This window comes from Bradyrhizobium sp. B120 (genome assembly GCF_049075665.1).
GTDB lineage: Bacteria > Pseudomonadota > Alphaproteobacteria > Rhizobiales > Xanthobacteraceae > Bradyrhizobium.
The window spans coordinates 6,987,668-7,013,918 of sequence record NZ_CP185242.1 but is presented as its reverse complement, the minus strand read 5'-3'; the positions used below and the strand labels follow the sequence as shown (position 1 = coordinate 7,013,918).

The 26,251-nt window shown below is 63.4% G+C and carries 22 protein-coding genes; 20 read left to right on the top strand and 2 right to left on the bottom strand.

Going from position 1 to position 26,251, the window contains the following annotated elements; translation table 11 throughout:
• Positions 1 to 5 precede the first annotated feature (5 nt).
• The 6 genes from ACOIX3_RS32570 to ACOIX3_RS32545 all read left to right on the top strand — a co-directional run bounded on the left by ACOIX3_RS32570 (position 6) and on the right by ACOIX3_RS32545 (position 7,348).
• Positions 6 to 797 (top strand): alpha/beta fold hydrolase, encoded by a 792-nt coding sequence (locus ACOIX3_RS32570; RefSeq protein WP_420966068.1) that lies wholly within the window; start codon positions 6 to 8, stop codon positions 795 to 797.
• 18 nt (positions 798 to 815) lie between these two features.
• Entirely contained in the window at positions 816 to 2,228 is a 1,413-nt protein-coding gene (locus ACOIX3_RS32565) for an MFS transporter (protein WP_420966066.1), read from the top strand.
• A gap of 19 nt (positions 2,229 to 2,247) precedes the next feature.
• The gene (locus ACOIX3_RS32560) at positions 2,248 to 3,438 is read left to right on the top strand and encodes a M24 family metallopeptidase (protein WP_420966065.1); all 1,191 of its coding nucleotides are present in this window, start codon (positions 2,248 to 2,250) and stop codon (positions 3,436 to 3,438) included.
• A gap of 388 nt (positions 3,439 to 3,826) precedes the next feature.
• Complete coding sequence (ilvA, locus tag ACOIX3_RS32555) at positions 3,827 to 5,374, top strand: threonine ammonia-lyase, biosynthetic (protein WP_420966064.1); 1,548 nt, start codon at positions 3,827 to 3,829, stop codon at positions 5,372 to 5,374.
• 120 nt (positions 5,375 to 5,494) lie between these two features.
• On the top strand, positions 5,495 to 6,223 hold the full coding sequence (locus ACOIX3_RS32550; RefSeq protein WP_420966062.1) for a class II aldolase/adducin family protein: 729 nt from the start codon (positions 5,495 to 5,497) through the stop codon (positions 6,221 to 6,223).
• Positions 6,224 to 6,376: 153 nt separating this feature from the next.
• Positions 6,377 to 7,348, top strand: coding sequence for a TRAP transporter substrate-binding protein (locus ACOIX3_RS32545; RefSeq protein ID WP_420971845.1), 972 nt, complete (start codon positions 6,377 to 6,379; stop codon positions 7,346 to 7,348).
• Positions 7,349 to 7,405: 57 nt separating this feature from the next.
• On the opposite strand, the gene ACOIX3_RS32540 is transcribed toward ACOIX3_RS32545, so the two are convergent.
• A complete protein-coding gene (locus tag ACOIX3_RS32540) occupies positions 7,406 to 7,978 on the bottom strand; it encodes a hypothetical protein (protein ID WP_420966060.1) in 573 nt (190 codons plus the stop codon).
• Between the two features lie 982 nt (positions 7,979 to 8,960).
• Between ACOIX3_RS32540 and ACOIX3_RS32535 the strand changes: the two genes are divergently transcribed.
• The 8 genes from ACOIX3_RS32535 to ACOIX3_RS32500 all read left to right on the top strand — a co-directional run bounded on the left by ACOIX3_RS32535 (position 8,961) and on the right by ACOIX3_RS32500 (position 18,386).
• Positions 8,961 to 9,881 carry a CoA transferase subunit A gene (locus ACOIX3_RS32535; RefSeq protein WP_420971844.1) on the top strand — a complete coding sequence of 307 codons (921 nt, stop codon included), beginning with the start codon at positions 8,961 to 8,963 and terminating at the stop codon, positions 9,879 to 9,881.
• Positions 9,874 to 10,644, top strand: a complete 771-nt coding sequence (locus ACOIX3_RS32530) for a CoA-transferase subunit beta (protein WP_092116308.1) — start codon at positions 9,874 to 9,876, stop codon at positions 10,642 to 10,644. The genes ACOIX3_RS32535 and ACOIX3_RS32530 overlap by 8 nt, the downstream gene beginning before the upstream one ends.
• Before the next feature lie 27 nt (positions 10,645 to 10,671).
• Positions 10,672 to 11,625: an LLM class flavin-dependent oxidoreductase gene (locus ACOIX3_RS32525; RefSeq protein WP_420966058.1), complete on the top strand. Its 954-nt coding sequence runs from the start codon at positions 10,672 to 10,674 to the stop codon at positions 11,623 to 11,625.
• 35 nt (positions 11,626 to 11,660) lie between these two features.
• Entirely contained in the window at positions 11,661 to 12,938 is a 1,278-nt protein-coding gene (locus ACOIX3_RS32520) for an ArgE/DapE family deacylase (RefSeq protein WP_342727405.1), read from the top strand.
• Between the two features lie 156 nt (positions 12,939 to 13,094).
• Complete coding sequence (locus ACOIX3_RS32515; protein WP_420971843.1) at positions 13,095 to 15,521, top strand: xanthine dehydrogenase family protein molybdopterin-binding subunit; 2,427 nt, start codon at positions 13,095 to 13,097, stop codon at positions 15,519 to 15,521.
• A complete protein-coding gene (locus tag ACOIX3_RS32510) occupies positions 15,518 to 16,357 on the top strand; it encodes an FAD binding domain-containing protein (protein ID WP_420966057.1) in 840 nt (279 codons plus the stop codon). The genes ACOIX3_RS32515 and ACOIX3_RS32510 overlap by 4 nt, the downstream gene beginning before the upstream one ends.
• A complete protein-coding gene (locus ACOIX3_RS32505) occupies positions 16,354 to 17,574 on the top strand; it encodes a xanthine dehydrogenase family Fe-S subunit (protein WP_420966056.1) in 1,221 nt (406 codons plus the stop codon). The genes ACOIX3_RS32510 and ACOIX3_RS32505 overlap by 4 nt, the downstream gene beginning before the upstream one ends.
• A 53-nt stretch (positions 17,575 to 17,627) precedes the next feature.
• Entirely contained in the window at positions 17,628 to 18,386 is a 759-nt protein-coding gene (locus ACOIX3_RS32500) for a GntR family transcriptional regulator (protein ID WP_420966055.1), read from the top strand.
• A gap of 139 nt (positions 18,387 to 18,525) precedes the next feature.
• Here the strand turns inward: ACOIX3_RS32500 and ACOIX3_RS32495 are convergent, their stop codons facing one another.
• Positions 18,526 to 19,713 (bottom strand): diaminopropionate ammonia-lyase, encoded by a 1,188-nt coding sequence (locus tag ACOIX3_RS32495; protein WP_420966054.1) that lies wholly within the window; start codon positions 19,711 to 19,713, stop codon positions 18,526 to 18,528.
• A gap of 255 nt (positions 19,714 to 19,968) precedes the next feature.
• Between ACOIX3_RS32495 and ACOIX3_RS32490 the strand changes: the two genes are divergently transcribed.
• Genes ACOIX3_RS32490 through cofH form a run of 6 tightly spaced genes read left to right on the top strand, consistent with a single transcriptional unit; the run spans position 19,969 to position 26,244 of the window.
• Positions 19,969 to 20,745, top strand: a complete 777-nt coding sequence (locus ACOIX3_RS32490) for a LamB/YcsF family protein (RefSeq protein WP_420966052.1) — start codon at positions 19,969 to 19,971, stop codon at positions 20,743 to 20,745.
• Between the two features lie 21 nt (positions 20,746 to 20,766).
• Complete coding sequence (npdG, locus tag ACOIX3_RS32485) at positions 20,767 to 21,426, top strand: NADPH-dependent F420 reductase (RefSeq protein ID WP_420966051.1); 660 nt, start codon at positions 20,767 to 20,769, stop codon at positions 21,424 to 21,426.
• A gap of 3 nt (positions 21,427 to 21,429) precedes the next feature.
• The gene (cofE, locus tag ACOIX3_RS32480) at positions 21,430 to 22,203 is read left to right on the top strand and encodes a coenzyme F420-0:L-glutamate ligase (protein ID WP_420966050.1); all 774 of its coding nucleotides are present in this window, start codon (positions 21,430 to 21,432) and stop codon (positions 22,201 to 22,203) included.
• Positions 22,200 to 23,138, top strand: coding sequence for a 2-phospho-L-lactate transferase (cofD, locus tag ACOIX3_RS32475; protein WP_420966049.1), 939 nt, complete (start codon positions 22,200 to 22,202; stop codon positions 23,136 to 23,138). Before cofE ends, cofD begins: the two co-directional genes overlap by 4 nt.
• Positions 23,139 to 23,146: 8 nt before the next feature.
• Positions 23,147 to 23,839, top strand: a complete 693-nt coding sequence (cofC, locus tag ACOIX3_RS32470) for a 2-phospho-L-lactate guanylyltransferase (RefSeq protein WP_420966048.1) — start codon at positions 23,147 to 23,149, stop codon at positions 23,837 to 23,839.
• Positions 23,839 to 26,244: a 5-amino-6-(D-ribitylamino)uracil--L-tyrosine 4-hydroxyphenyl transferase CofH gene (gene cofH, locus ACOIX3_RS32465; protein ID WP_420966047.1), complete on the top strand. Its 2,406-nt coding sequence runs from the start codon at positions 23,839 to 23,841 to the stop codon at positions 26,242 to 26,244. The genes cofC and cofH overlap by 1 nt, the downstream gene beginning before the upstream one ends.
• Positions 26,245 to 26,251: the final 7 nt, after the last annotated feature.

The following is a 26,251-nucleotide window of genomic DNA, read 5'->3' as shown; positions in this document are numbered from 1 at the left end:
CTCCCATGCAATCGTTCGAATCCAAAGGCGTCGTCACGGCGTTCGAGAAAACCGGACGCGGCGAGCCGATCGTGCTGCTGCATGGCGGCGAGGCCGATCATTCGATGTTCGACGGTCTTGCGCCGGCGCTGGCGGCGCATTTTACCGTGATCGCTTATGACCAGCGCGATTCCGGCGCCACCAGGAATCCTCCGTCGTCCTATTCGCTGGCCGACCTGGCTGACGATGCCGCCGCCCTGATCAGGGGGCTCGGCTACGATCGTGTCCATGTCTTCGGGACCTCGCTGGGCGGCCAGATCGCGCAGGTGCTGGCGGCCCGCCATCCCGGCCGCATCGATCGCCTGATCCTGAGCAGCACCTGGAAGGTCAACAGGAGCCCGCTGGACGTCAATGCGGATGTCTTCCGCACACTCGCGTCGTACCGCGCGGACACCGCAGGCAACGCGCCGAGGATCGCGGAGTTCTTCTTCCCGCCGGACTATCTGCGCGCGCGGCCCGAGCTGGTCGACATCTTTCGTGGCTCGAACCGCGACGACGGCCAGAAGGCGCGACGCGGCGCTTTGCTCGCGCAGCCCGTCGCCGCCGATCTGACGGGCTTTGATCGCCCGACCTTGCTGCTGGCGGGTGCCGACGACCGATTGATCCCGAATGCCGAGACATTTGCGCTCGCCCGCGACCTTGCGTGCGTCGAGACGAAGACCATCGCGAACGTCGGCCATGTCGCATCGATCCAGGCTCCCGAGCGGGTGGCGGAGGCGGTGACGGCATTTCTGAATTCAAAAAAGAAGGCGGCTTGACAACAACAGGGGGAGACCATGGCTGACCAAGCGAGCGCTGTGCCGTTCGACGAAGCGCCGGTGACGACGCGCTATTGGCTATCGATCATCATCTTCGCCATCTCCGGCGTGGTGGATTTCTTCGATTTCTTTGTGGTCGGGTTTCTGGTCTCGGTGCTGGCGCCGAAATGGCACCTGACGTTCGGCCAGACCTCGATCATGCTGATGAGCGCCGGTATCGGGGCGATGCTGGGGGCGTTCGCCGCGGGCGTCCTTGCTGATCGCTTCGGGCGCAAGCCGCTGGCGGTTGCCGGTGTTCTAGTTTGCGGCCTGACCTCGGGCGCGATCGCGTTCATTCCGGAAGACGGCTGGATTGCGTTTGCGATCCTGCGCTTTTTCGTCGGCTTCGGCCTTGCCGCGGGCGCGGCGGCGGCAGTTCCTGCCATCGTCGAATTCGCACCGACCCGCCATCGCACATTGGTTACGAGCCTCGTGGTGGTTCCGGTCGCCTTTGGCGTACTGTCGGCATCGTTGACGGCGAGCTTCCTGTTGCCGCTGGTCGGCTGGCGCGGCCTGGCGGCGGTCGGATTCCTGCCGATCATCCTCGCAATCCTGACCATGATCATCATGCCGGAATCGCCGCGCTGGCTGATCAGCAAGGGCCGTGTGCGTGAGGCGCAGTCGAATATCCGAAAGCTCTATCAGGTCGGCGGCGAGTCATTTGTCCTGCCCACGCTGCCGCCGGCGAACCCGGCGACATTTGCCGATCTGTTTGCCGAGCAGCGGCGCTTCTGGCTGACAGTCCTGATCTGGTTCGGCGCCAGCACGGCGAATTACGGTGTCTTCCTGTGGGGACCGACCATCGTGGCGCTGCTGCTTGGCGTTGCGCCCCAGGATGCGGCGAAGATGTTCATCTATGTCAGCCTCGCCGGCGTTGTTGGCCGGACCGGCTTTGCCTTTCTGGCGCACCGGATCGGCCGCAAGCCGTGTGGTCAGTTGATGGGCTATGGCACCGCGGTCTCGCTGGCGCTGGCGGCCTATTTCCACAACGACTTTGCCGGCTCGGTGCCGCTGTTCCTGGTCTTCCTGATCGTCGGCGCCGTGTTCTTCGACGGTGGTTTCTCCAACATCGGGCCCTATCCTGCGGAGATCTTTCCGGTCCAGCTTTCGGGACGCGCGGTCGGCCTTGCCCAGCTCTCGAACGGCGTCGGCAAGATCGTAGGTCCGCTGTGTCTCGCATTGATCGCCGGCGCGGACAATGTCGTGCATCCCGGAGCGACCTCCGCGGCCGTGATGCCGGCGTTTTTCTTCCTTGCCGGCGCGGGCCTCCTGATCGGACTTGCGTTTACGTTCCTCGGCGTCGAGCCGCACGGACGCCCGGTGGTTCTGTTTGGTGACAACGCAGGCTCGAACGCTGCACCGAAGCCGCTGGCGGCAAAAACGGCAACTTGATGAGACGGAAGGTCATATCATGGACAATGCGCACGACATGGTCGCAACGGCGGCACCGTTCGATACCGCAAAACTCGATCGGCTGATGGATGAGGCGGGGCTCGACATTTTGGTCGTCACCTCGCGTCACAATGTGCAGTACCTGCTCGGCGGATATCGCTTCTTCTTCTTCGACGTCATGGAGGCGATCGGCACCAGCCGCTATCTGCCTGTCTTCGTCTATCAGAAAGGACACCCTGAAAATTCCGTCTACATCGGCAACCGGATGGAGAAATTCGAGCATGAGCTCGGACGGATTTCGGCGCCGAACGTTAAAGCGGGCGCGTGGGGAACGATCGATGCGATCGGCCTCGCCATTGACCATGTGAGAAAGCTTGGAGGCTCCGCCAGGCGCGTCGGCATTGAGGCCGGCTTCCTGCCGGCTGACGCCAGGGATCATCTGCGTGCCGGCCTTGGCGACGTCGAGCTCCGCGAGGCCCATTTCACGCTGGAGCGGCTTCGTGCCGTCAAGTCTCCGGCTGAACTGGATCTCATCAGGGAGGCTTCCGAACGGGTCGTCGATGCGATGATGGCCACGTTCAAGTTGTGCGCGCCGGGCATGACCAAGAACGACGTCGTTGCCCGTCTGCGCCGTGAGGAGCAGCAACGTGATCTCGTCTTCGAATATTGCCTGATTGCCGCGGGCAAGAGCCATAACCGCGCGCCGTCGAACCAGCGTCTTGCGGAGGGCGACGTGATCTCGATCGATTCCGGCGGAAACTACCGGGGCTATATCGGCGACCTCAGCCGCATGGGTATTCTGGGTGAGCCCGACAGCGAGCTGCGCGAGTTGCTGCAACAGATCGAGGACATCCAGCAGGTGGCCCGGCGCGCGATCCGGCCGGGCGCCATGGGAGGTGACATCATTGCGGCGGGCGAGGCGGCCGTCAAAGTCTCTCCGCATCGCGCCGTGCTCGACTTCACCGCACACGGCATCGGGCTTGTCAGTCACGAAGCGCCGCGCCTCACCGCGACCGGCCCGGTCCCTTATGCGCCGTATGACGCCGACCGGCCGCTCGAATCCGGGATGGTGATCTCGATCGAAACCGCGCTGCTGCATCCAACGCGCGGTTACATCAAGCTCGAGGACACGCTGCTCGTCTCCGAGGTGGGCTGGGAAGCGCCCGGTGACCAAGGCAGGGGGTGGAATTCGTCGCATCTCATGGCTTGAACCGGTCAACGCCAGGGCCGCATTTTTGGCTGGGTCACCGATTCAGCTGCAGTGCTGGAGGCGCTCGCTGGCGAATTTCGGAATACTAGAAATGTACCCCTGAGTTGCCCGACATGTCAAGTGGTCCGGTCGAGCCGGCCGCCGCCGGCTACTGTGCATGGGGTTGTTTTCGATATTTTTGGCAGCGCCCCCCGCGACGGCCCAAATGACTTCATATGCGCCCGGCCGGGCGATTGATCCGGCGGTCTTTGCTTCACGCGAGCCTCCGGTCGTGCGATGCTTCGACCTGGAAGCAGCGACGGCTCCGGCGCCGTCTGCTCGCGAGGCGGCGCCGACGATGGGCAGGTGCAACCGGTATCGATTGCCGCCCCATCGACAAAGCGACCCGATGACCGCTGCCGCCAACGCGCTTCACGACTACGCCCAAAGCATCCTGACCGCCCGTGTCTACGACGTGGCGGTCGAGACGCCGCTCGATCCGATGCCGCGGCTCTCGGAGCGCCTGTCGCGCGCCGTCCTGCTGAAGCGGGAGGATTTTCAGCCGATCTTCTCGTTCAAGCTTCGCGGCGCCTACAACAAGATCGTCAGGCTGCCGGACGCGCAGCGGAGACAGGGCGTCATCTGCGCGTCGGCGGGCAATCACGCGCAGGGTGTGGCGCTGTCGGCGCGCAAGCTCGGCATTCCCGCGACCATCGTGATGCCGCGGACGACGCCCGCCATCAAGGTCGAAGCCGTCCGGCGTCTGGGCGGCGATGTCGTGTTGCATGGCGACACGTTCGACGACGCACAGACCAAGGCCAGGGAGATCGAGGTCGCGCGCGGCCTGACCTTCGTGCATCCGTTCGACGATCCCGACGTGATTGCCGGCCAGGGGACCGTCGGGATGGAAATCCTGCGGCAGCATCCCGATCCGATCGAGGCGATCTTCGTGCCGATCGGCGGGGGCGGGCTGGCGGCCGGCGTCGCCGCCTTCGTGAAGTTCCTGAATCCCTCGATCAAGGTCGTCGGCGTGGAGCCGGCCGACGCAGCCTCGATGGCGGCAGCGCTCGCCAAGGGCAGCGTTGTCGCGCTGGATCAGGTCGGCTTGTTTGCCGACGGCGTCGCGGTCCGCAAAGTCGGAACGGAGACGTTTCGGCTCTGCCGCGACCTGCTCGACGAGGTCGTCACCGTCGACACCGACGCCATGTGCGCCGCCATCAAGGATATCTTCGATGACGTGCGATCGGTTGCCGAGCCCTCCGGGGCGTTGGCGCTCGCCGGCCTCAAGGCTTATGCCGAACGCGGCGCGCTCAGCGAGGGAAGCCTGATTGCCGTCAACAGCGGGGCCAATCTGAATTTCGACCGGCTGCGCACCATCGCCGATCGCGCCGAGGTCGGCGAGCATCGGGAGGCGCTGCTTGCGGTGACGGTGCCGGAGAAGCCGGGCAGTTATCGGCACTTCATCCGCATCCTCGGCTCGCGGGCCATCACGGAATTCAACTACCGCTTTGCCGAGACGACCGCGCCGGCGCAGCTCTTCGTCGGTATCGCGCTGAGCCGCGGCGAGGCCGAGAAGCGGGAAGTCATGGAGCTGCTTCGGCGCGAGGGCTATCCGATCCTGGATCTGAGCGAGAACGAGATGGCCAAGGACCATGTGCGCTACATGGTGGGTGGTCGCGCGCCGCTTCTCAAGGACGAGGTGATCTACCGCTTCGAGTTTCCCGAGCGTCCCGGCGCGTTGCTGAAATTCCTCGAGAGCCTGGCGCCCGACTGGAACATTTCGCTGTTCCACTACCGCAATCACGGCGCCGACTACGGACGCATCCTGGCGGGCATCGAGGTCAAGCCTTCCGAGCGCGCGCGGTTCGTTCAGGCGCTCGACGCGCTCGGCTACCCCTACTGGAACGAGAGCGAGAATCCGGCCTATCGCCTGTTTCTCTCTGCCGAGAAGGGATGAAGCGGCGAGGTCCTACGCTGATCAAGAGTAAAGAGGACGGTTGGCGGTGCTAGACATCGGCGAGCCGCCACGCAATCCGTGCTGAAGAGGCAATTCGTGCTGAAGAGAAAGGCAGTCCGTATGACCCGTGAGGAACGACAATTGCGCGAGGCTGTTATTGCCAAGTGCCGATGGATGAATGCGTCGGGTCTCAACCAGGGGACATCAGGCAACATCTCCGCCCGCTACAAGGACAGGATGCTGATCACGCCCTCGGCGATCCCGTATGATTCGATGAAGCCGGAGATGATCGCGTCGATGCCGCTCGAGGGCGACTATGGCACGTGGGAGGGGCCGCTGCAGCCGTCCACCGAATGGCGCTTTCATCTCGACATCGCGCGCGCCCGCCCCGATGCCGGCGCCATCGTCCATACCCACTCGACCTATGCGACCGTGCTCGCGATCGCACGGAAGCCGATCCCGGCCTGCCACTACATGATAGCGGCATTCGGCGGCACCGACATCCGCTGCGCCGGCTACGCGCGCTACGGCACCAAGGAATTGTCCGATCATGCGATTGCCGCGCTGGAGGGTCGCAATGGCTGCCTGCTCGCCAATCACGGCATGATCGCGCTCGGCGCCAATCTCGACAAGGCGATGTGGCTCGCAGTCGAGCTCGAGACCCTCGCGCGGCAGTACTACCTCTCGCTTGCGCTCGACTCGCGGATCATCCTGAGCGACGAGGAGATCGCCGACACCGCGAAGGGGTTCTCCACCTACGGGTTGCAAACGCCAAAGCCGAGCAAGGCCCGCGCGACGGCAAAGGCGGCGCCGCGCCGCGCCGAGAAACGGCGCAGCAGCAAGCGATGATGGGCGCTCGCCGGTCCGGGACGGCATGTTTGACGGCCCCGTCAGCATAGGCAAGACTGATCGAAGTCAAACTGTGCCTGCGGGACATTTCCGGTGCTCGATTCCGATTCTGATTTGCCTTGGTCGACCAGTTGGGCAGGCCTGCGGTCTGCCATGGCGGCGCTTCTCATCGCGTCGACAGTCTTCTTCAGCGCACCTGCCTCCGCTCAAGTGGCGTGGCAGATGGCGACGGAATATCCTCGAAGCAATATCTCGGGAGTTGGCTTGGCAAGATTCGCGGAGCTCGTGTCAGCGCAGACGAACGGATACGTTACGGTCCGCAATGCGTTCGATAACGAGTTGAAAATCAGCTCCGGCGAAATGTTGCGTGCGGCTCAGGAGGGGCGGATTGCCGGTGGCGACGCATTTGCGGGGCCGCTCGAAGCGTCCGATCCGGTGTTTGGTCTGCCGTCGCTGCCGTTTGTCGTCCAGTCCATCGAGGCGGCGCGGACCATCAATGAGCGCGCGCGGCCACTCTACGAGAAGGCGTTGGCCGCACGCGGCCTCAAGCTCCTGTACATCACCATTTGGCCGTCCACCGGCCTCTGGAGCGTGCAGCCGATCTCGACGCCGACGGACCTGCGATCCATTGCCGCGCGGACGTATGACTACAATTCGGCCGAGGTCATGCGCGCGGTCGGTGCAACGGCGGAGTATCTTCCGTTCAACGAGGCAATCGCCAAGGTAAAAAGCCACGACCTGAATGCCATCCTGACGTCGGGCGACGGCGGGGCCGGCCGAAAGCTCTGGCAGGATCTGACCCATTTCACGGCGATCAACTATGCGATTCCGATCTCGGTTGCCTTTGTCAGGACCGATGCCTTTGAAGCGCTCCCGGAATCGGTTCAACGCCAGGTGATGCAGGTGGCTGCCGAGACGGAACAAAGCCAGTTCCAGCTTCTGGCCAATCGCACGGCCGAGAACTATGCGCGCATGCGTGCCAATGGGGTTGAGATCGCAGAGCCGGCGCCGGCTGCTGTTCTCGCCGCGCTCAAGCAAGGTGCGTCGGCACCAATCGCAATGTGGAAGGCCAAGGCTCCTCCGGAAGCCGTGGCTATCGTCGAGCGGGCGTTGCAGCAGCAGTAGACGGTGGCGTCATGCACTGGCGGCGATGAGCCAAGGCGCTGAGCGCGGCGTGCAACACTAGTTCGTGCGTCGGCTGCGGCCTTGCGGTGCATGCGCATTGACAGTCGATGAACTGGCCGACGCGGATGTGGTCTCGACCCGAGGGGTCGCAAGATGCAGGTTGCGGCGAATGTGAAATTCGAATGTGCCGGCGAGCGCCGTTTCGATAGCGGAGAGCTGCGCGGCTCCATCGTCGAGCAGCGCGTGGCCATGACCCGCCGAGAACAATGCGCCTGCAACGAAGATCGGGAAATAGGCGGTGCATCCGACGCCGAGATCCCTGTCGTCGATGCGCCCGCTGAAGCCGTTCGCTTCGTTCGGCTTGCGGGGGTCCCAGTTCGCCGGCGGCGCGACACCAAAGTTGCCAAAGCACGGCGACAACCTCAGCTCCCGTCCCCAGGGCAGGCGCGCGACATTGCGCGTGCGATCGAGCGGGACATGCCGGCAGCAAAAGTCCAATGAGGTTTCCCGCGCAGCGCTCGTCGGGGCCCTCATGTTCCAACCCCAGTCCGATCGCAGGCGGACATCGAGGACACGAACCTCGAGCACGTCGCCCGGTTCGGCGCCCTCGATGTGGATCGGTCCGGTCAATAGCCGCGGTGCGGCTCCGTAGGACGCGGGGATGTCGCTGCAGCCAAGCGGTTCGACCGGGTCGCTCACGAGATCGAAGGCTTCATCCGGCTCGGCCGATAGCGTTTCGATCGTCACCCGATCACCGGATGCAATTCTGATGACGGGACTGAGCCGACCATCCCACAGTCCCCAATGAAGATGATCTGGTGTCGAGGTAAGATAATGCTCCACGGTCCATCCTCTCTTGTTGGTTCTTGTTGACGCCTGTGCGCATGGCGAGGCTTTCGAAAGCGACGTTGGCTCATAAGCACGATCTGTGCCAAGAGCCGCGAGCTGGGCAGGACATCCTATCTATCGGCTTATGGTCCTAATACCCTCCGCGTCGAGCCGACATTTTGAGCTGGCCAGGTCAACCATGCGGCAGTTCCGTCCGCTCGCGTAGCCGCTAGCCGGAACCGTGATAGGCGGGACCGTCAAGTTGGAAGAGTGCGCGCTGCTCGTCTCACGTGCAGCCGGCCTGTCGTCTTCCATCGCGGATCATCTGAGACATGAGCGAGCTCGCGCGTTCGACTCACGATTTGCGATCGCCAAGCGGCACTATGATGCCGTAGCGCCATTTCAAGTGCTTCGGCCTGTTTCGCGTCAAGGAATGGTCGGCCTTGCCGAGTTGCCTGGTGATCCGGATGTTCTCAACCATCCGGCCGAAGGGCGGCGATGACGCGACGAGCAACTGCCGCCGGACGCAACAACTCGTCTCCCGCAGCAGGGACTGCTGCGGTCCTTCGATGGCCATTTACTTCGCCCATGGCATGTCGCGGCAGCGGTATCCGCCACGATTGGGTCGCGAAGATTCTGCTAGACGTATGGGACTAACATTAGTACGATAGGTCCAATTGGCAGGAAGGGCCTGCGGTTCGCTCCTCAGCCGCCGCCGGTTGCCGACAAGGAGGATGTTTTGCCGGATACCCTGGTGGAGCCGTACACGCGGCTCAGAGAGAAGATGGCGCAGCGCGACCGCAGCCTGCGCGAGAAGGTGGTGTCGCTCGAGGAAGCGGCAGGCTTCGTCCAAGATGGCATGAAGGTGGGTGTTGGCGGGTCGACCATGTCCCGCACGCCGATGGCGCTGCTCTGGGAGCTGATCCGCCAGCATCGCAAGGACCTTTCGATTTCGCGCTGCATCGTCTCGACGGACGGCGACCTCGTGTTCGGATCCGGCATCGCGAACCACGTCGTCACCAGCTGGTTCGCCCAGGGGATTCTCTGGGGCCTGTCCAAGGTGATGCGGCATCACGTGGAAAATGGCGGCAAGCGCTATGAGGAATGGAGCCACATGGCTGTCGGCATGCGCTTTCGCGCCGGCGGCATGGGCGTTCCGTTCCTGCCGACCCGCGCCATGTTGGGGTCGGATATCGTTGGTCAGCGTCCCGAAGCCAAGCAGATCGATTGTCCGTTCACCGGCGAGAAGCTGCTCCTGGTCCCCGCGCTCAACCCCGACGTCGCGCTGATCCACGTCCAGCGCTGCGACCCCTACGGCAACGCCCAGATCGACGGCCTGCAATTCATGGACATCGATCTCGCGCTCGCTGCCAACAGCGTGATCCTCACGACCGAGCGGATCGTCTCGAACGACCAGATCCGACGCGCGCCGGACCAGACGAAAATTCCGTTCTTCTGCGTCGATGCCGTGGTCGAGGTTCCCTACGGATCGGCGCCGCACGAGTGCTACGGCCTCTATGAACCGATGATGCGGCACATGGAGGCCTATGTCACGCAGGTCAACGCGGATCCCGTGAAGGGCATGCAGGAATATCTCGACCGCTATTTCTACAGCCCGAAGTCCTGGAACGAATATCTCTCGCTGATCGGCATGGATGAGGTGTTGGAGGCAACGCAGAAGGGCAGGAGCATCTATAATGACTGAGGCGCAGCGCTACACCGCAAGCGAAATTCTCGCGATCTTGAGCGCGCGCCAGCTGCAGGACGGGCAGGTGGTCTTCGCCGGCATCGGCGTGCCGCTGCTCGCTGCAACCCTGGCCCAGCGCACCCGCTGTCCGGCCCTGACCATTCTGTTCGAGGGCGGCGTGGTCGGCGCCTTCGTCGAGCCAGGCAAACTGCCGCCGTCGACCAACGACCAGCGCTGCACCAAGCGCGCCAACATGGTCCTCGGCAGCGCCGATGTCTTGCTGCTGCTCCAGCGCGGTTACGTCGATGTCGGCTTCATGGGCGGCGCCCAGATCGATCAGTTCGGCAATCTGAACTCGTCGTTCATCGGCGACCCGGCCAAGCCGAAGACGCGCCTGCCGGGTACCGGCGGCGGCAATGACATCTCCAGCCTGACCAACATGATCGTCGCGATGAAGCACGAGAAGCGGCGCTTCGTCGAAAAGGTCGACTTCATCACCAGCCCTGGGTTCATCCGCGGCGGCACCAGCCGGCGCGACTCGGGCCTGCCCAGCGGCGGCATGTGGCGCGTGATCACCGAGCTCGCCGTGTTCGGCTTCGACGACAGGACCCGGCGCATCAAGGTGCTGGCGCTCAATCCCGGCGTCAGCCGCGAGGAAGTACAGGACAATACCGGCTTCAGGCTCGACTTCGACGAGAACCTCCACGTCACGTCGCCGCCGACCGATCACGAACTCGAGACGCTGCGGATGCTCGATCCCGACCGTCTCTTCACCGCTTAAAGCTACACCAAGTCCGGAGATCTATTGATGACCACGCTCGCCAACACGTTTGGTATTGCCGCGCGCAACTTCACTGCCTATCCCGAAATGCCCAACGCCCGGGCGCTCGTCGAGTACGGCGTTCGGGTCGAGGAGCTCGGCTACGATTCGGTCTGGGTCTGGGATCACATGCTTCTCGGCGTCGATCCGAACTTCCCGATCATCGATTCCCTGACGACGCTGACGGGCATTGCCGCGCGCACCAAGCGGATCAAGATGGGCACCGGCATCCTGGTGCTGCCGCTGCGCAACGCGGTGGCGCTCGCCAAGCAGCTCTCGAGCATGGATCAACTGTCCGAAGGCCGCCTGATCATGGGCATGGCGTCCGGATGGTACAAGCGCGAGTTCGACGCGCTCGGCATTCCCTTCGAGAAGCGCGGCAAGATCATGGATGAAAATCTTGAGATCATGCGCCGGCTGTGGACCGAAGAGTCGGTTACCGGCGAATACATGCGCCACAACATTTCGAAGGCGGTGATGTATCCCAAGCCGGCTCAGCCGCAAATTCCGCTGCTGATCGGCGGATACGCCGATCCCGTGCTGAAGCGCGCCGCTCTGAACGGGGACGGCTGGCTCACCTACTTCTATCGTCCGGCCGACTTCAAGAAGTCCTGGGACAAGATCATCAACTTCGCCAAGGAGGGCGGCAAGGATCCGTCGACTTTGAAGAACGCCTCGCAGCTGCCGATCATGATCGGCAAATCGCGGCAGGCGGTCGAAGCCGACATGATGGACTGGCTCAACAAGGAGTGGGATTTCCCGGCTCACAGCGAATGCAGCCGCGAGAGCGCCATCATGGGCTCGGTCGATGAGTGCGTCGCCCAGCTTCGCGAGCATATCGCGCTCGGCGTCCAGAAGATCATCTTCGTCCCGTACAAGTATCAGGCGGACCAGGTCGAGACCATCGCGCGCGAGATCATCCCGCGCCTGCGCGCCAAGTAACGAACCCGGAAATGCTCAACACAGGCGACAAGCAGATGACTGACCCCGTACGCAAGAAGATCATCGACAAGGTTGACGCTTCGAAAGATCACGCGATCAAGTTCCTCCAGGATATGGTCGCGATCCCGAGCGTGACCGGCGACGAAGCCGCGATCCAGAAGCATATGCACGGCTACCTGACCGAGGTCGGTCTGGAGGTCGACATGTGGGAGACCAATTGGGACGAGCTCAAGAAGCATCCCGGCTATCGCCCGGTCGACCGCGGCTACGAGAACCGTCCCAACATCGTTGCGACCCTGAAGGGCACCGGCGGCGGCCGCTCGCTGCTTCTCAACGGCCATACCGATGTGATCCCCGTCGGCAACGGCGAGGGATGGAGCGACAATCCGTGGTCGGCCTCGATCAAGAACGGGCGCATCTATGGCCGCGGTTCGTGCGACATGAAGAGCGGCGTCGCCAGCCACGTGCTCGCGGTCCAGTACTTGAAGGAGCTTGGGCTCACTCCGAAGGGCGATGTCATGATCAACATCGTCATCGACGAGGAAGTCAGCGGACACGGCACGCTCGACACCGTCATCCGCGGATACAAGGCGGATGCCGGTATTTCCGGCGAGACCAGCGACCTGTTCGTGCAGCCGGCCTGCATCGGGCGCATCTGGTTCCAGATCGATATCGAAGGCAAGCCCGCCGGTATCCAGCAGCGCTACCTCGGCATCAGCGCCATTGAGCTCGGCAACAAGATCGTGAAGGCCGTGCAGGAGCTGGAAGACGAGCGCGTTGCGAACGTCAAGCACGCGCTCTACCCGAGCGCCATCGACTCCTTGCCCTGCATCATCGGCAGCTTCCAGGCCGGCAACTATCCGAGCGCCTTCCCGGCGAGCGCCGTTCTGAAGGGATCGATCGGTACGGTTCCGAGCGAGGACCACGAGGGCGTCAAGCAGAGCCTCGTCAAGAAGATCGCCGAAGTTGCGGCTCAGGATCCCTGGATGAAGGACCATCCGCCCGTGGTGAAGTTCGTCGGCTATGACGCCGAGGCTTCGGAGATTCCGGTTCAGCATCCGATCGTGCAGACCGTCTGCGACGTCTATACGGAAGTGACCGGCAAGAAGCCGACGATCTCGGGGCGCCAGGGTGCGGCGGATACGCGGTTCCTGAACAAGTACGCGAATACGCCAACCGTGATCTTCGGACCCGGTTCGACGGCGGTCATGCATGCGAACGACGAGTATGTGTCGATCGATGATTATCTGACGGCCATCAAGGTCATGGCGCTCAGCATCCACGACTGGTGCAATTCCGCCCCAACCAAGTAATCGAGGGCCGGATCGATCGGGAAGGGGCCCATGGTTGGGGCCCCTTTTTTTGGCGGCGTCGGTGGTGCGAACTCGCTATTGTCGCACGCGGGAGGGTTCTCGAGACTCGACGGTCAATCCTACTGATGCTATCTTTGCAATAATAGAATGAATTTGATGTTCGAGCCGTCGATCGCTCCGGACACGGACGACAAGAGGGGAGACGGAGTGGCAAAGCAAGGCGTTGGAGCTTCCGTTCCCCGAAAGGAAGATGATCGCTTTCTCCGCGGACGAGGCGAATATGTCGGCGATATTCGGTTGCCCGGCATGCGCGACGTTGCGTTCGTCCGTAGTCCGCTTGCACATGCGCGGATCAAGGATATCCGTATCCCGCCGCACCTCCGCAGCAGCGTGTTCATTGCGTCGGATATCGCGGCCGATACGCGTCCCATCCGCGCTGTGTCCGGACTGCCGGGCTTCAAGCCTTCCGATCAGCCGATCCTCGCGTTCGAGAAGGTCCGTCAAGTCGGCGAATTGATCGCGATGTGCGTCGCCGATACCCGCGCGGAAGCCGAGGACATTGCGGCTGCGGTCGAAGTCGATTTCGAGGAATTGCCGGCCGTGCATGACATGCTGCTGGCGCGGCGTCCGGGCTCGGCCCTGGTGCACGAGGAGTGGGGCGACAACGTCTTCCTCGAGACGTTCGTCGACATCAACATGGAAGCGGCCTACGACGCTCCGATCAAGATCACGCGCGAGATATCGACCGCGCGGCAGAGTATGGCGCCGATGGAAGGCCGCGGCACGGTTGCGGTCTGGCACAAGCGGATGGACCAGCTCGTCCTCTACACCGGCAATCAGCAGCCGCACATCGTGCGCAACGGCCTATCGGAGTGCCTCAATCTCGAGCAGCTGAAGATCCGCATCGTTTCGCCCGATGTCGGCGGCGGCTTCGGCTACAAGGGTATCGTGCTGACGGAGGATGTTTGTCTTGGCTGGCTCGCCATGCGCTGCGGCTATCCGGTGCGCTGGATCGAGGATCGCCGTGAGCATTTGACGGCAGGCGCGAATTGCCGCGAGCATCATTATAACATCACCGTCTATGCCGATCGCGACGGGAAATTGCGCGGTGTCGAATGCGAGGCCTCGGTCGATTCGGGCGCCTATTCGTCTTATCCGTTTTCGGCATGCCTGGAGGCTGCGCAGATCGCCAGCATTCTGCCCGGCCCGTACGATTTCCCATCCTATCGCTGCCGCACGTGGTCGGTGTCCACCAACAAGTGCCCGATCCTGCCTTACCGCGGCGTTGCCCGAACCGGCGTTTGCTATGCGATCGAACTGATGATGGACGCGATCGCACACGAATGCGGTCTCGAGCCGTACGAGGTGAGGCTCAAGAATTTGGTGCGGCCGGAACAGATGCCGTTCGACAACATCACCAAGAAGCATTTCGACAGCGGGAATTATCCGGAATCGCTGCGACAGGCTCTGGCAAAGATCGATTTGGCAGGCCTCCGCGCGCGCCAGAAGAAGGGCGAGCCGGACGGCCGGCTGATCGGGGTCGGGCTATCAGTCTATTGCGAGCAGGGCGCGCACGGCACGTCGGTCTACGCAGGCTGGGGCATCCCGATGGTGCCGGGACACGAACAGGCGACAGCGCGGATGACTCCCGACGGTGGCCTCGAGCTTCGCATCGGCGCGCATTCGCATGGTCAGAGCATGGAGACCACGCTTCCGCAGGTCGCGCACGAGATCCTTGGCATCGATGTCGCGCGCATCAAGCTGGTTCACGGCGATACCGAGTACACGCCGTACTCGACGGGCAGCTGGGGATCGCGCTGCGCGGTGATGTCCGGCGGCGCGGTTGCGACGGCCTCGCGTGAACTCGCGAAGCTCATCAAGGGGATTGGCGCGCATCTGCTGCAGACCGAAGTCGAGAACGTCAGACTCGAGAACGGCGCGGTCGTCGGTCCTTCCAACAGCGTGAAAATCGATGAAATCGCGCACACCTGGTATCGCAGGCCGCAGGATCTGCCGGCGACGGTCGATCCGAGAGGCCTTGAGGTCACCGTCGGCTACAAGCCGGCGCGCGATTCTGGCACGTTCAGCTACGCGACCCATATCGCGGTGGTCGCCGTCGATCCGGAGCTGGGCGATATCGAGCTGATCGACTACGTCGTCGTCGAAGACGGTGGCCAGTTGATCAATCCCATGGTTGTCGACGGGCAAATCTATGGCGGGCTGGCGCAAGGCATCGGCACCGCACTGTATGAAGAGATGAACTTTGACACGTCGGGGCAGCCGCTCGCATCGACCTTTGCCGACTATCTGTTGCCGGGCCCGACCGAGGTGCCGGCGCCCAAGCTCGGCCACATGGAGACGTTGGCGCCGTATACGGAGTTCGGTGTCAAAGGCATCGGCGAGGGCGGTGCCATTGGGCCTCCCGGAGCAATCGGCAATGCGGTCAATGACGCATTGCGGCCTCTTGGAGCCCAGGTCCTGCACACGCCAATGACGCCACGGCGTGTCCTCGAGGCCATTCGGGCCGCAGCCGAGAGCCGCAAGGCGAGGGCGCCCGAACTGGCGGAAGGGTTGCCGGCGTGAAACCTGTCAATTTCGACTATGCGCGTCCCGATGCAGTCGATGCGGTGATCAGGCTCATCGCCGACGACAGCAGAACCGTCAAGATGATGGCCGGGAGCCAGTCACTCGGGCCGATGTTGAACCTCAGGCTCGTGCAGCCCGATCTGATCGTCGACCTGACCGGGATCGAAGAGCTCCGTTGTTTCACTGACGGCGCGGACGAAATCTCGATCGGGGCGTGCGTCACGCATGCCGATATCGAGGACCTCCGCGTCACCGACGTCACCCGCGGTGCGCTGCCGACGGTCGCCAACGGCATCGCATACCGCGCGGTGCGCAATCGCGGCACCATCGGCGGAAGCTTGACGCATGCCGATCCGTCGGCCGACTGGCACTCGATCCTCGCCGCGGTTGGGGCGAAAGTCGTGCTGCGCGGTCCGGACGGGGAGCGGACCGTGGCCGTTGAGGACTACATGGTCGGCGCGCTCGAAGCCGACCTGCGCCCTGGTGAAGTTCTCGTTCGCGTCGTGGTGCCGCGACTGAGCAAATCGGCGCGCTGGGGCTATTACAAGAGCTGCCGCAAGACGGGCGAATTTGCCCACGCGATCGGCGCCTTCATGACCGACCCTGATCGCGGCATCAGCCGTGCGGTGATCGGCGCGACGGAGAGCCGTCCGATCGTCATTGCCAAGGCAGGCAATGTGATCGGCGACGGCCGCGCGCCGCGTCCGAGCGACAGTTTCGACGGCCGGGCCGTCGACGAGATTCTGGAGAAGGCAGGGATGGTCGATCCCCTGGACAAGCAAACCCATGTCGCCGCGCTGCGCCGCGCGATCGAGCAGGCACGGCCGCAATGAGCACCTGCAACCTCAACGTCAACGGCAGCGCCGTCAGCGTGGAGATCCAGCCGCGAACGCATCTTGCGGACTTTCTCCGTGAGAAGCTCAATCTGACCGGCACCCATCTGGGCTGCGAGCACGGCGTCTGCGGTGCATGCACACTGCTCGTCGATGGTGTGCCCACGCGCTCCTGCATCACCTTCGCGTTGGCTTGCCAGCAGGCCGACGTCACGACGATCGAGGGGCTCGACGACGACGAGATCACGCGTGAGCTGCGTGCGGCCTTCACGCGGGAGCACGGCCTGCAATGCGGCTATTGCACGCCGGGGATGGTTGTCTCGGCGCGCGATGTCGTGCTGCGCATGCAGGACCCCAGCGAGCGCGATATTCGCGTGGCCATGAGCGGAAACCTCTGTCGCTGCACCGGCTATGTCGGCATCGTGCGCGCCATCCAGGGTGTGATCGCAGACCGCCGGGGGCGAGGGATCGCGGCGATTCCAAACGGAAACCGGACGCGTCTTGGGCCTTCGGGCTCCGGCAATGCGACCGCGGTGACCGCGGCTGCGGCTCGGCCCAAGACAACCGCCGCACCAACGGCGATAAAGGCGGAAGCTCCGGCAGCGGCGGCGGCCTCGCTCAGGGATACGAGCTGGAAGCCGCAAACGACGTTCACGCAGAGCTTCACCGTCGGGCATCCGGTCGATGACGTCTGGAATTTCTTCTCCGACATCGGCGCGGTCGCGGCCTGCCTGCCGGGCGCATCGCTGGCCGGAGAGCCGGTCGACGGTCACGTCGACGGCCAGATCAAGATCAAGGTCGGGCCGATCTCTGCCGAATTTCAAGGCATCGCCGATGTGACGCGCGATGATGCGAGCCGCACGGGCACGATTGTCGGTGCAGGCAAGGACAAGCGCAGCAACTCGTCAACCCGCGGCCTGATCGGCTATGCCGTCAAGCCGGCTGACGTGGAAAACCAAACCAAGGTCGATCTCAGCATTGGCTTCACCTTGACCGGGGCCCTGGCGCAGTTCAGCCGCTCTGGTTTGATCCAGGACGTGGCCGGACGAATCATCGCTGTCTTTGTCCAGAACCTCGAGACGCGGCTCTCCCATCGATCAGGTGGAGGCGAGGGCGAGCCGGCCATGGTTGGGGAATTCGACGCCGGCGCGCTCATGCGATCGATGGCGTTGGATTATGTGAGACGAGCGCTTCGATGGCTCTTGCGACGATCCTAGTTGTTCGGCGATAAAAACTCGCCTTTGGCGATGAAATGGACTATCTTACTATCATGAATAAGGTAGTCCCAAATTACGAGCGCAGCCGGGTCCCCCTCTACGTGCAGGTTGCATCGGTCATGCGCCAACGGGTCGAGTCCGGGCGATGGCAAGAGGGCGACAAGATCTCGACCATCGAGGAGCTCGAAACCGAATTCGGCGTCGCGCGCGTTACGATCCGGCAGGCGATCGAGATGTTGCGGAACGAGGGGCTCCTCGACGCGCAGCAGGGACGCGGGACGTTCGTGTCCGGAAGACCCAAGAATCGTCACTGGCTGAACCTGGCCAATGATTTCGAGTCGATGGTCGATTCCGTCAGGAACAACGTCCTCAAGCGCGTCTATGTCGAGGAAAATGCGGAGCCGCCCCGGCTCGCCGCGCATGAAGGGCGGCCCGCCGCCAGCTACGCGTTTCTCAGAAGCGTGCAATACAACGAGGACGAGCCGTTTTCGGTCGTCAACCTCCATCTGGCGCGCAACCTCTATCTCAAGGACCGCAAGCGCTTCACCCACACGGCCGCGCTGACGAAAATCATGGAGATGGACGACATCACGCTCGCCCATGCTCATCAGGTTGTGACGATCGGCGTGGCCGATCCCGAAACCGCCGAACTGCTCAAGATCGGCCTCGGCGAACCAACCGCCGATTGTCGCCTGGTGCTGGTCGACAGCAACGACATTGCCGTTTACGTCGCCAATATCCATTATCATCGCAGTTGCTTCGCGCTCCGTTCCGATCTTCTCGAAAAATCGAAGAAGCGAACGAAGGCCTGACGAAGGCGCGGGCGCAAGGCCCGCTCCGAATCCGCGCTGGAGCGTTTTCGAGCGAAGTGGCCACCGGTTCGCGTGAAGAAAACGCGTCGAAACAAGAATCCAGAGCTTCGGTTCTGATGTAATCAGAACCGAATATACTCTAGGCGAGGATGCTGGCCGGCGAAGCGCCCACGATTTCCGTGTAGCGCTTCTGATCGGTCGCACCTTCAGTGTTGATCAGCAGCACGCGCGATGCCTGGTTCAAGCCCAGCGATTCACGCGCAGTACTGCTCTTGGCGGCGCGCCAAAGGCCGGCCAATCCGGCTGCGCCACTTTCGCCGGCCACAATGGCTGGATCATCGCCCGTCGGATGGGCGAGGCGGCGCATCGCTGCCGCGGCACCTTCTTCGCTGACCATCATGAATGCGTCCGCCTTCCGCGACAGGATGCGCCAGGCAACCAGAGAAGGCTCGTAGCATTCCAGCATCGCCATGATCGTCGGCTCGCCATGGGCGATCTTGATCGGCGCGCCCGCGATGGCGCTTTGATAGAGGCAGGCAGCCCGTTCGGGCTCGACGACCACGAATGTCGGCCGGCTCTTGCCAAAGACGACATCAAAGTAGCCCGCGACCGCGGCTGCGAGGCCGCCGACGCCGGCCTGGATGAAGACATGGGTGGGCGCCTCCGGCTGCTGCCGGAGGATCTCGTTCAGCATCGCCGTATAGCCCTGCATGACCAGTCCGGGGATGCGCTCATAGCCGGGCCAGGACGTATCAGAGACGACGATCCAATGATTGTCCTGGCAGACCTTGTCGGCGACCGCGACGGAGTCGTCGTAGGTGCCGGGCACCCGCACGATTTCCGCTCCGAAGCGGGCAATCGCCTGCACGCGCTCGTCCGTGACGCCGGAATGCACGAAGATGACCGCTTTGGCTCCGACCATCTGCGCGCCGGCCGCGACCGATCGCCCATGATTTCCATCGGTGGCGCAGCCGACCGTCAAGCTGCGCGCGATCTCGCGTATCGCAGGCGTCCCGATCTCGCTGATATCCACCGCGCGGCCCAGCTTGTTGCCGGCATGCTCCAGCAGTAGCCTGACGACAGCGTAGGATCCGCCCAGAGCCTTGAAGCTGCCGAGGCCGAGCCGATGCGATTCGTCCTTGATATGGATGGACTTGACCTCGAATTCGCGGGCGAGCGCCGGCAGCGATCGCAGCGGCGTTTCCGCGTGGTTCGGTCGGAAGGCGAGAAAGCGCTCGACTTCGCTGGCTTCTTCACGCGCCAGCGTGGCGGCATCCGCCGGGTCGAGCGGTTGGTCGTGAGATGAACTTGTATTCGACAGGAACATTCGAACCGGCCTTCGCGATGAGTTGTTTGGTGGGAGCTGCCGCCGCCGATCGGACGTGTCGCGATCGGGCAGCGTAGCTTGCCAGAGTTGGGGATACATACTATCATTGGGATGATGGTTCAATACGTCTCTCGTGAGACGGCCGTCTGCTGTCGCCGCTCCAAAGCGATCTTCGGAAAAGCCGTAAAAATTGTTCGAAATAGGGATTGTCTTACTAATGATAGGACATTATAGCTCAAGCAGACGAGGTGACGGATGACCATATCGATCAACTTGAACGCCGACATGGCCGAAGGGTTCGGCGCCTACGACGTCGGTGACGATGCCGGAATCCTCAAGATCATCGGATCGGCCAATATCGCTTGCGGCTTCCACGCCGGTGACCCGCGGGTGATGCGCAACGTCGTGCGCGAAGCCAAGCGCCTCGGCGTCACGATCGGCGCTCATCCCGGCTTCAACGATCTCTGGGGCTTCGGGCGTCGGCGCATCGATATGCGCCCCGATGACCTCGAATACATGGTCGCCTACCAGATTGGCGCACTGCAGGCGATGGCGGCCTACGAAGGCGAGCGGGTCACCCACCTCAAGCCGCACGGCGCGCTCAACAACATGGCCGCCGAAGATGCCGAATACGCGCTTGCGATCGGCCGCGCCATCAAGGCTGTCGATCCGCGCATCATCTACGTGGCTCTCGCTGGGTCCGAGATGGAGAAGGCCGGCCGCAAGCTCGGATTGCCCGTCGCAATCGAAGGCTTCTGCGATCGCCAGTACGACGACGACGGCAATCTGACATCGCGCAAGATCGCGGGCTCGGTCATCAAGGACGCGGCGATCGCCACCCGGCAGGTGCTCGATATGGTGCTGAACAACACCATCACCTCCCGCAACGGCAAGAAGATCACATGCAAGGTCCACTCGCTGTGCGTCCATGGCGACGAGCCCACGGGCGTTGCCACGGCCCGTGCGGTGCGCGAGGGCCTCGAGAAGGCCGGCGTCAAGCTCGTGCCGCTCACCGAAATGCCCCTCGACTAATCCCGGAAAGGCCACCGAGACATGAACACGAAACCGACGATTGCCATCCTTGGAGGAACCGGTGACCTGGGATCCGGCCTCGCGAAATGCTGGCTTGCCGCCGGTTACAAAGTCATTATCGGTTCACGCTCCGCGGAGAAGGCCAGGAGCGCGGCCCAGACCATGACCGGCGACGTCGCGGGCGATGACAATTCCGCCGCCGCGCGGGCTGCCGACATCGTGGTCGTTGCCGTGCCGTTCGCGAGCCATGATGCGACGCTGAACGAAGTCAAGGACGTGGTTCAGGGCAAGATCGTCGTGGATGCCGCAGTCCCGCTGGTGCCGCCGAAAGTATCCGTGGTCCAGCTTCCGTCCGCCGGCTCGGCCGCGCAGATCGCGCAGCAGTTGCTCGGACCCGGCGTGCGGGTCGTCTCCGCCTTCCACAATGTGGGTGCGACCAAACTGCATCAGGGCAGCCGGGCGGATTGTGACGTTCTGGTCTTTGGCGACGACAAGGCGGCGCGCGACGTCGTCATCGGTCTCGCGAATGAAGTCGCATCGGCCGGCATCGACGGCGGCGTGCTGGCAAACTCGGCGGCCGCCGAGGCGCTCACATCCGTGCTGATCGGGATCAATCGGCGCTACAAGGTGCCCGGCGCCGGCATCCGCATCACCGGCCTGCCCGCTACCCCGGGTGCCTGATCCATGCCTGTGGGGACGCGAGTCGAATACATCGCCCTGCAGGACATTCGGCGCGTCGAGCCGGGCGAGGATCTTGCCGCGCTCATCAGGCAGAGCCTCGCCGGGATGTCGCTCGAGCTGCAGCGGGGCGACATCCTCGTCGTTGCGCAAAAGATCGTTTCGAAGTCGGAAGGGCGGTACGTTCGGCTGAGCGACGTCGAGCCGTCGCCCGAGGCGCTCGAACTCGCGGCGACGGTCGGCAAGGATCCGCGCTTCCTCGAGGTCGTGCTGCGCGAGTCCACAGAGGTCGTCAAGAGCAGGCCGAACGTCGTCATCGCCGCGCACCGGCTCGGCTTCGTCATGGCCAACGCCGGCATCGATCAATCGAACATCGAACACCGTGAGGGCCAAGAGCGCGTCCTGCTGCTGCCCGAAGATCCCGACGGATCCGCGCAGAGGCTGAAGGTCGCGCTGGACGCAGCCGGCGGCCTCAATCTTGGAATCATCATCAACGACAGTTTTGGCCGTCCCTGGCGCAATGGTGTCGTCGGCGTGGCGATCGGTGCCTCCGGCATTCCCTCGCTGTTGAGCCAAATCGGCGTCCCCGACATGTTCGGCCGGGCGATGCGCGTCACCGAGATCGCCATCGCCGATGAGATCGCCGGCGCCGCCTCGCTCCTGATGGGGCAGGCGGGCGAGGGGATGCCGATCATCCTCGTCCGTGGCCTCACGCTTGATGGTGCGGTCTCACCCGCGGCCGCGCTCGCGCGACCCAAGAGCCAGGACATGTTCCGATGAGTGGCGCTGACCTCAACGTTGTTGCGCTTTGCGGCGGAGTCGGAGGCGCCAAGCTTGCCTATGGCCTCAATCGCCTGCTGGGCGCCAAGCTCGTCGTCATCGTCAACACAGGCGACGACTTCGAGCATCTCGGCCTCACGATCTCGCCGGACATCGACACGGTGGTCTATACGCTGGGCGAGCTTGCCGACGAAGAGCGCGGCTGGGGGCGAGCCGGCGAAAGCTGGAACTTCATGGAGTCGCTCGGCGGCCTGAAGGGCGAGACCTGGTTTCGCTTGGGAGACCGCGATCTTGCCATGCATGTCCTGCGCTCGCGCGCGCTGAGCGCCGGCGTGACCTTGACCGATTTCACGGGCAGGATTGCATCGCATCTTGGCATCGAAGCGAGCATCTTGCCGATGACCGACGATCCGTTTGCGACGATCGTGGTGACGGCCGATCAGAAGCTCGCGTTTCAACGCTATTTCGTCGAGCTGCAGGCGCGGCCCGAGGTGAGGAAGATCGAATTCCTGAGCCCCAGCGGTGGAACGGCGACCAGCACCGCGTTGCGGGCCATCGATGCCGCCGATGCCATCATCGTCTGTCCGTCGAACCCGTATCTCAGCATCGATCCGATCCTGGCTGTGCCCGGTATCCGGGCTGCCCTGGATGCAGCGAAGGCTCTCATCGTTGCAATCTCGCCGCTGGTCGGCGGCCGCGCCATCAAGGGGCCGACCGCAAAGATCATGAACGAGCTCGGCGTCGCCACGAACTGCGCCTCGATCGTCAGGCATTATGGCTTCCTCGATGGTCTGGTGATGGATCGCGAAGACCAGGCCGACGCCGATGCGATCGGCATTCCCGTGCATGTGACGAACACGATCATGCGCTCGAAGGATGAGCGTGTTCAGTTGGCACGCGAGTGTCTCCGATTTCTCGATCGACTAAACAGCTGAGCGGAGCGATGGACGATTCCGAAACCTGGGCCCTGGTGCCTGTCAAGCGGTTCAGTCAAGCAAAAGGCAGGCTGGGCGACATCCTCGTGGCGACCGAGCGCGCAAAGCTGGCGCAAGCCATGCTGTGCGATGTTCTCGGAAACCTTCGGGATACGCACTCGCTGGCCGGTATCGCCGTGGTGAGCGCCGATCCGGAAGCGTTTGCGATCGCCAAGCGCTTTGGCGCCGCCATGATCTTTGATGAGGCCGAGACCGGCGTTAACGCCGCGGTACAGCGTGGCCTCGATGCGTTCCAACCATACGAGCGGCGGGTTCTTGTCGTGCCCGCCGATATTCCGTTCGCCCGGCCGGAGGACTTCGAACACGTCATCCGGTTGCTGGACCACACGCCGATCGTGCTCGTACCCGCGCTTTACGACGGTGGCACAAATGCCCTGGCGATGCGGTCGCCCGACATGCTGGAGCCTCGGTTTGGCGAAGACAGCTTTCGCGCGCACCGCGCCCTGGCGCGGCAGCGGCAACTGAGCTGCAGCGTGTTCAAGTCGCACGGCATCGGCAAGGACATCGACTGCCCGATCGATTTTGGTCCGTATCTGATCTCGTCGCAAAACCTCGGAACGACAGGTTCGTTTCTTGATGAGCTCAAAATTGCCGAACGCTTCGGCAGCGACGACCATCCCGTTCCCGTGAGGCTGTTCTGATGACGTCCGTCTTGAATCTCCCATTCGACCGTCGCCTGTCCCGAAGCGAAGCCTACGAGCTGATCGATCTTGCCGAGATCGACGAACTCTTGGTGGCCGCCGCCAGGCGAAGGGATGCCGCGCATGACGATGTCATCACCTATTCGCCCAAGGTGTTCATCCCGCTCACCCAGCTTTGCCGCGATGTCTGTCACTACTGCACGTTCGCTCACGCGCCGCGTTCGAACGTGAAGCCGTATCTCTCGATCGAGGAAGCGGTCGCCATCGCGAAGGCCGGCAAGGAGGCCGGCTGTCACGAGGCACTGTTTACGCTCGGCGACAAGCCGGAGCTTCGTTACCGCGTCGCGCGTGAGGAGCTGACAAGGCTCGGCCACGAATCTTCGCTCTCGTATCTCGCCGAAGTCGCCAAGGCCGTCTTCGAGCAAACCGGCCTGCTGCCGCACGTCAATCCCGGGATCATGAGCGAACTCGATCTCGCCATGCTGCGCAAGGTGTCGGTCTCGCAGGGGATCATGCTGGAGTCCGCGTCCGATCGGCTTTGCGCGAAGGGGGGCCCGCACTTCGGATCGCCGGACAAGGTGCCGGCCGTCAGGCTGCAGACAATCAAGACGGCCGGTGAGCAGGCCATTCCGTTCACATCCGGAATCCTGATCGGCATCGGGGAGACCAGGGCCGAACGGATCGATGCATTACTCGCGCTGCGGGACCTGAATGACGCGCATGGCCATCTGCAGGAGATCATCGTCCAGAACTTCCGGCCGAAGGTCGGGACACGCATGGCCGATGCGCCGGCGCCTTCCGTCGACGATCATCTGTGGACCATCGCTGTCGCCCGCCTGATATTCGAGCCGGAGATGAACATTCAGGCGCCGCCGAACCTCAGCCCGGCAGCGCTGGGGCGCGTCGTCGCGGCAGGGATCAACGATTGGGGCGGCGTATCGCCTGTCACGCCGGACCACGTCAATCCTGAAGCACCGTGGCCGCATCTGCGGCTGCTGGAGGCTGCAACGCGGTCAACCGGCAAGCGGCTCGAGAAGCGGCTGCCGATCTATCCGGGTTTCGCGCGCTATCCCTCGCGCTGGCTCGACAACAAGCTGCTGAAGTCGGTCCTCGATCGCATCGACGGCGACGGATTTCCGCGCACCGACGACTGGCACCCCGGCCACATCGGCGGGCTTCCATCGCGCGAGCTCGGATGGTTGAAATCCGCGCCGCGCTCCGCGCACGGCAGCGAAGTCACGTCGGTCGTTGCCAGGGCCCAGCGCGGCGATGAGCTTTCGGAGGGCGAGATCGTCAAGCTGTTCCGCGTTCACGAGAGTGACTTCACCAGCGTTTGCCGGGCGGCCGACGAATTGCGGAGCAGCGTCAATGGCGACGTGGTGTCCTACGTCGTATGCCGCAACATCAACTATACCAATATCTGCTCCTTCAAATGCCAGTTCTGCGCCTTCTCGAAGGGGAAGATGAGCGAGAATCTGCGCGGGCGTCCCTACGACCTCGATATGTCCGAAGTCGCGCAGCGGGTCACCGAGGCCTGGGACCGCGGCGCCTCCGAAGTGTGCATGCAGGGCGGCATCCACCCTTCCTACACGGGGCAGAAATATCTGGATGTCTGTCGGGCCGTGAAGGGCGCCGTCCCGGCCATGCATCTCCATGCGTTCTCGCCGCTCGAGATCTATCAAGGCGCGCACACGCTTGGCATTTCCGTTGCCGAATTCCTGCAGGAGCTGAAGGCGGCCGGCCTGGGAACCCTGCCGGGAACGGCCGCCGAGATCCTCGACGACGAGGTGCGCGAGACGCTCTGCGCGGACAAGATCAGGACCCAGCAGTGGCTCGACGTCATGCGCACGGCGCATTCGATCGGGCTCCGATCGACGGCCACCATCATGTTCGGCCATATCGAGCGTTACGACCATTGGACGCGGCACCTGCTTCGGCTGCGGCGCTTGCAGGCGGAGACCGGTGGATTTACCGAACTCGTGCCGCTGCCGTTCGTTCACATGGAGGCGCCGGTCTATCTCAAGGGCCGGGCACGACCGGGGCCGACATTCCGCGAGGCGGTCTTGATGCACGCGGTGTCGCGCCTCGTCCTCAACCCGCACATCACCAATATCCAGGCGTCCTGGGTCAAGATGGGACCGGAGGGACTGCGGCACTGCCTTTCGGCCGGTGTCAACGACCTCGGCGGCACGCTGATGGATGAGAGCATCTCGCGATCGGCCGGCGCCTCGTACGGCCAGGAAATGACGCCGCAGGCGCTCGAATCGATCATCATTTCGGCCGGCCGTGTGCCGCGTCAGCGCACGACGACGTACGGCGTCGCGGATGACGTTCGGAGGCAGCGTTCATTTGACGCGGTCCATGAGCGGCAGGCCAGCACGGGCATGCGATCCGCGGGGTGCTAAAGGACCC

Bases quoted from the DNA above. Each gene is read 5' to 3' on its own strand.
- cofC (WP_420966048.1), top strand. From the start codon at position 23,147: ATGGACGATTCCGAAACCTGGGCCCTGGTGCCTGTCAAGCGGTTCAGT.
- cofE (WP_420966050.1), top strand. From the start codon at position 21,430: ATGCCTGTGGGGACGCGAGTCGAATACATCGCCCTGCAGGACATTCGG.
- ilvA (WP_420966064.1), top strand. From the start codon at position 3,827: ATGACCGCTGCCGCCAACGCGCTTCACGACTACGCCCAAAGCATCCTG.
- ACOIX3_RS32560 (WP_420966065.1), top strand. From the start codon at position 2,248: ATGGACAATGCGCACGACATGGTCGCAACGGCGGCACCGTTCGATACC.
- ACOIX3_RS32565 (WP_420966066.1), top strand. From the start codon at position 816: ATGGCTGACCAAGCGAGCGCTGTGCCGTTCGACGAAGCGCCGGTGACG.
- ACOIX3_RS32520 (WP_342727405.1), top strand. From the start codon at position 11,661: ATGACTGACCCCGTACGCAAGAAGATCATCGACAAGGTTGACGCTTCG.
- ACOIX3_RS32490 (WP_420966052.1), top strand. From the start codon at position 19,969: ATGACCATATCGATCAACTTGAACGCCGACATGGCCGAAGGGTTCGGC.
- ACOIX3_RS32495 (WP_420966054.1), bottom strand. From the start codon at position 19,713: ATGTTCCTGTCGAATACAAGTTCATCTCACGACCAACCGCTCGACCCG.
- ACOIX3_RS32525 (WP_420966058.1), top strand. From the start codon at position 10,672: ATGACCACGCTCGCCAACACGTTTGGTATTGCCGCGCGCAACTTCACT.
- ACOIX3_RS32530 (WP_092116308.1), top strand. From the start codon at position 9,874: ATGACTGAGGCGCAGCGCTACACCGCAAGCGAAATTCTCGCGATCTTG.
- ACOIX3_RS32545 (WP_420971845.1), top strand. From the start codon at position 6,377: ATGGCGGCGCTTCTCATCGCGTCGACAGTCTTCTTCAGCGCACCTGCC.
- ACOIX3_RS32550 (WP_420966062.1), top strand. From the start codon at position 5,495: ATGACCCGTGAGGAACGACAATTGCGCGAGGCTGTTATTGCCAAGTGC.
- ACOIX3_RS32535 (WP_420971844.1), top strand. From the start codon at position 8,961: ATGGCGCAGCGCGACCGCAGCCTGCGCGAGAAGGTGGTGTCGCTCGAG.
- cofH (WP_420966047.1), top strand. From the start codon at position 23,839: ATGACGTCCGTCTTGAATCTCCCATTCGACCGTCGCCTGTCCCGAAGC.
- ACOIX3_RS32505 (WP_420966056.1), top strand. From the start codon at position 16,354: ATGAGCACCTGCAACCTCAACGTCAACGGCAGCGCCGTCAGCGTGGAG.
- ACOIX3_RS32515 (WP_420971843.1), top strand. From the start codon at position 13,095: ATGTTCGAGCCGTCGATCGCTCCGGACACGGACGACAAGAGGGGAGAC.
- ACOIX3_RS32500 (WP_420966055.1), top strand. From the start codon at position 17,628: ATGAATAAGGTAGTCCCAAATTACGAGCGCAGCCGGGTCCCCCTCTAC.
- cofD (WP_420966049.1), top strand. From the start codon at position 22,200: ATGAGTGGCGCTGACCTCAACGTTGTTGCGCTTTGCGGCGGAGTCGGA.
- ACOIX3_RS32570 (WP_420966068.1), top strand. From the start codon at position 6: ATGCAATCGTTCGAATCCAAAGGCGTCGTCACGGCGTTCGAGAAAACC.
- npdG (WP_420966051.1), top strand. From the start codon at position 20,767: ATGAACACGAAACCGACGATTGCCATCCTTGGAGGAACCGGTGACCTG.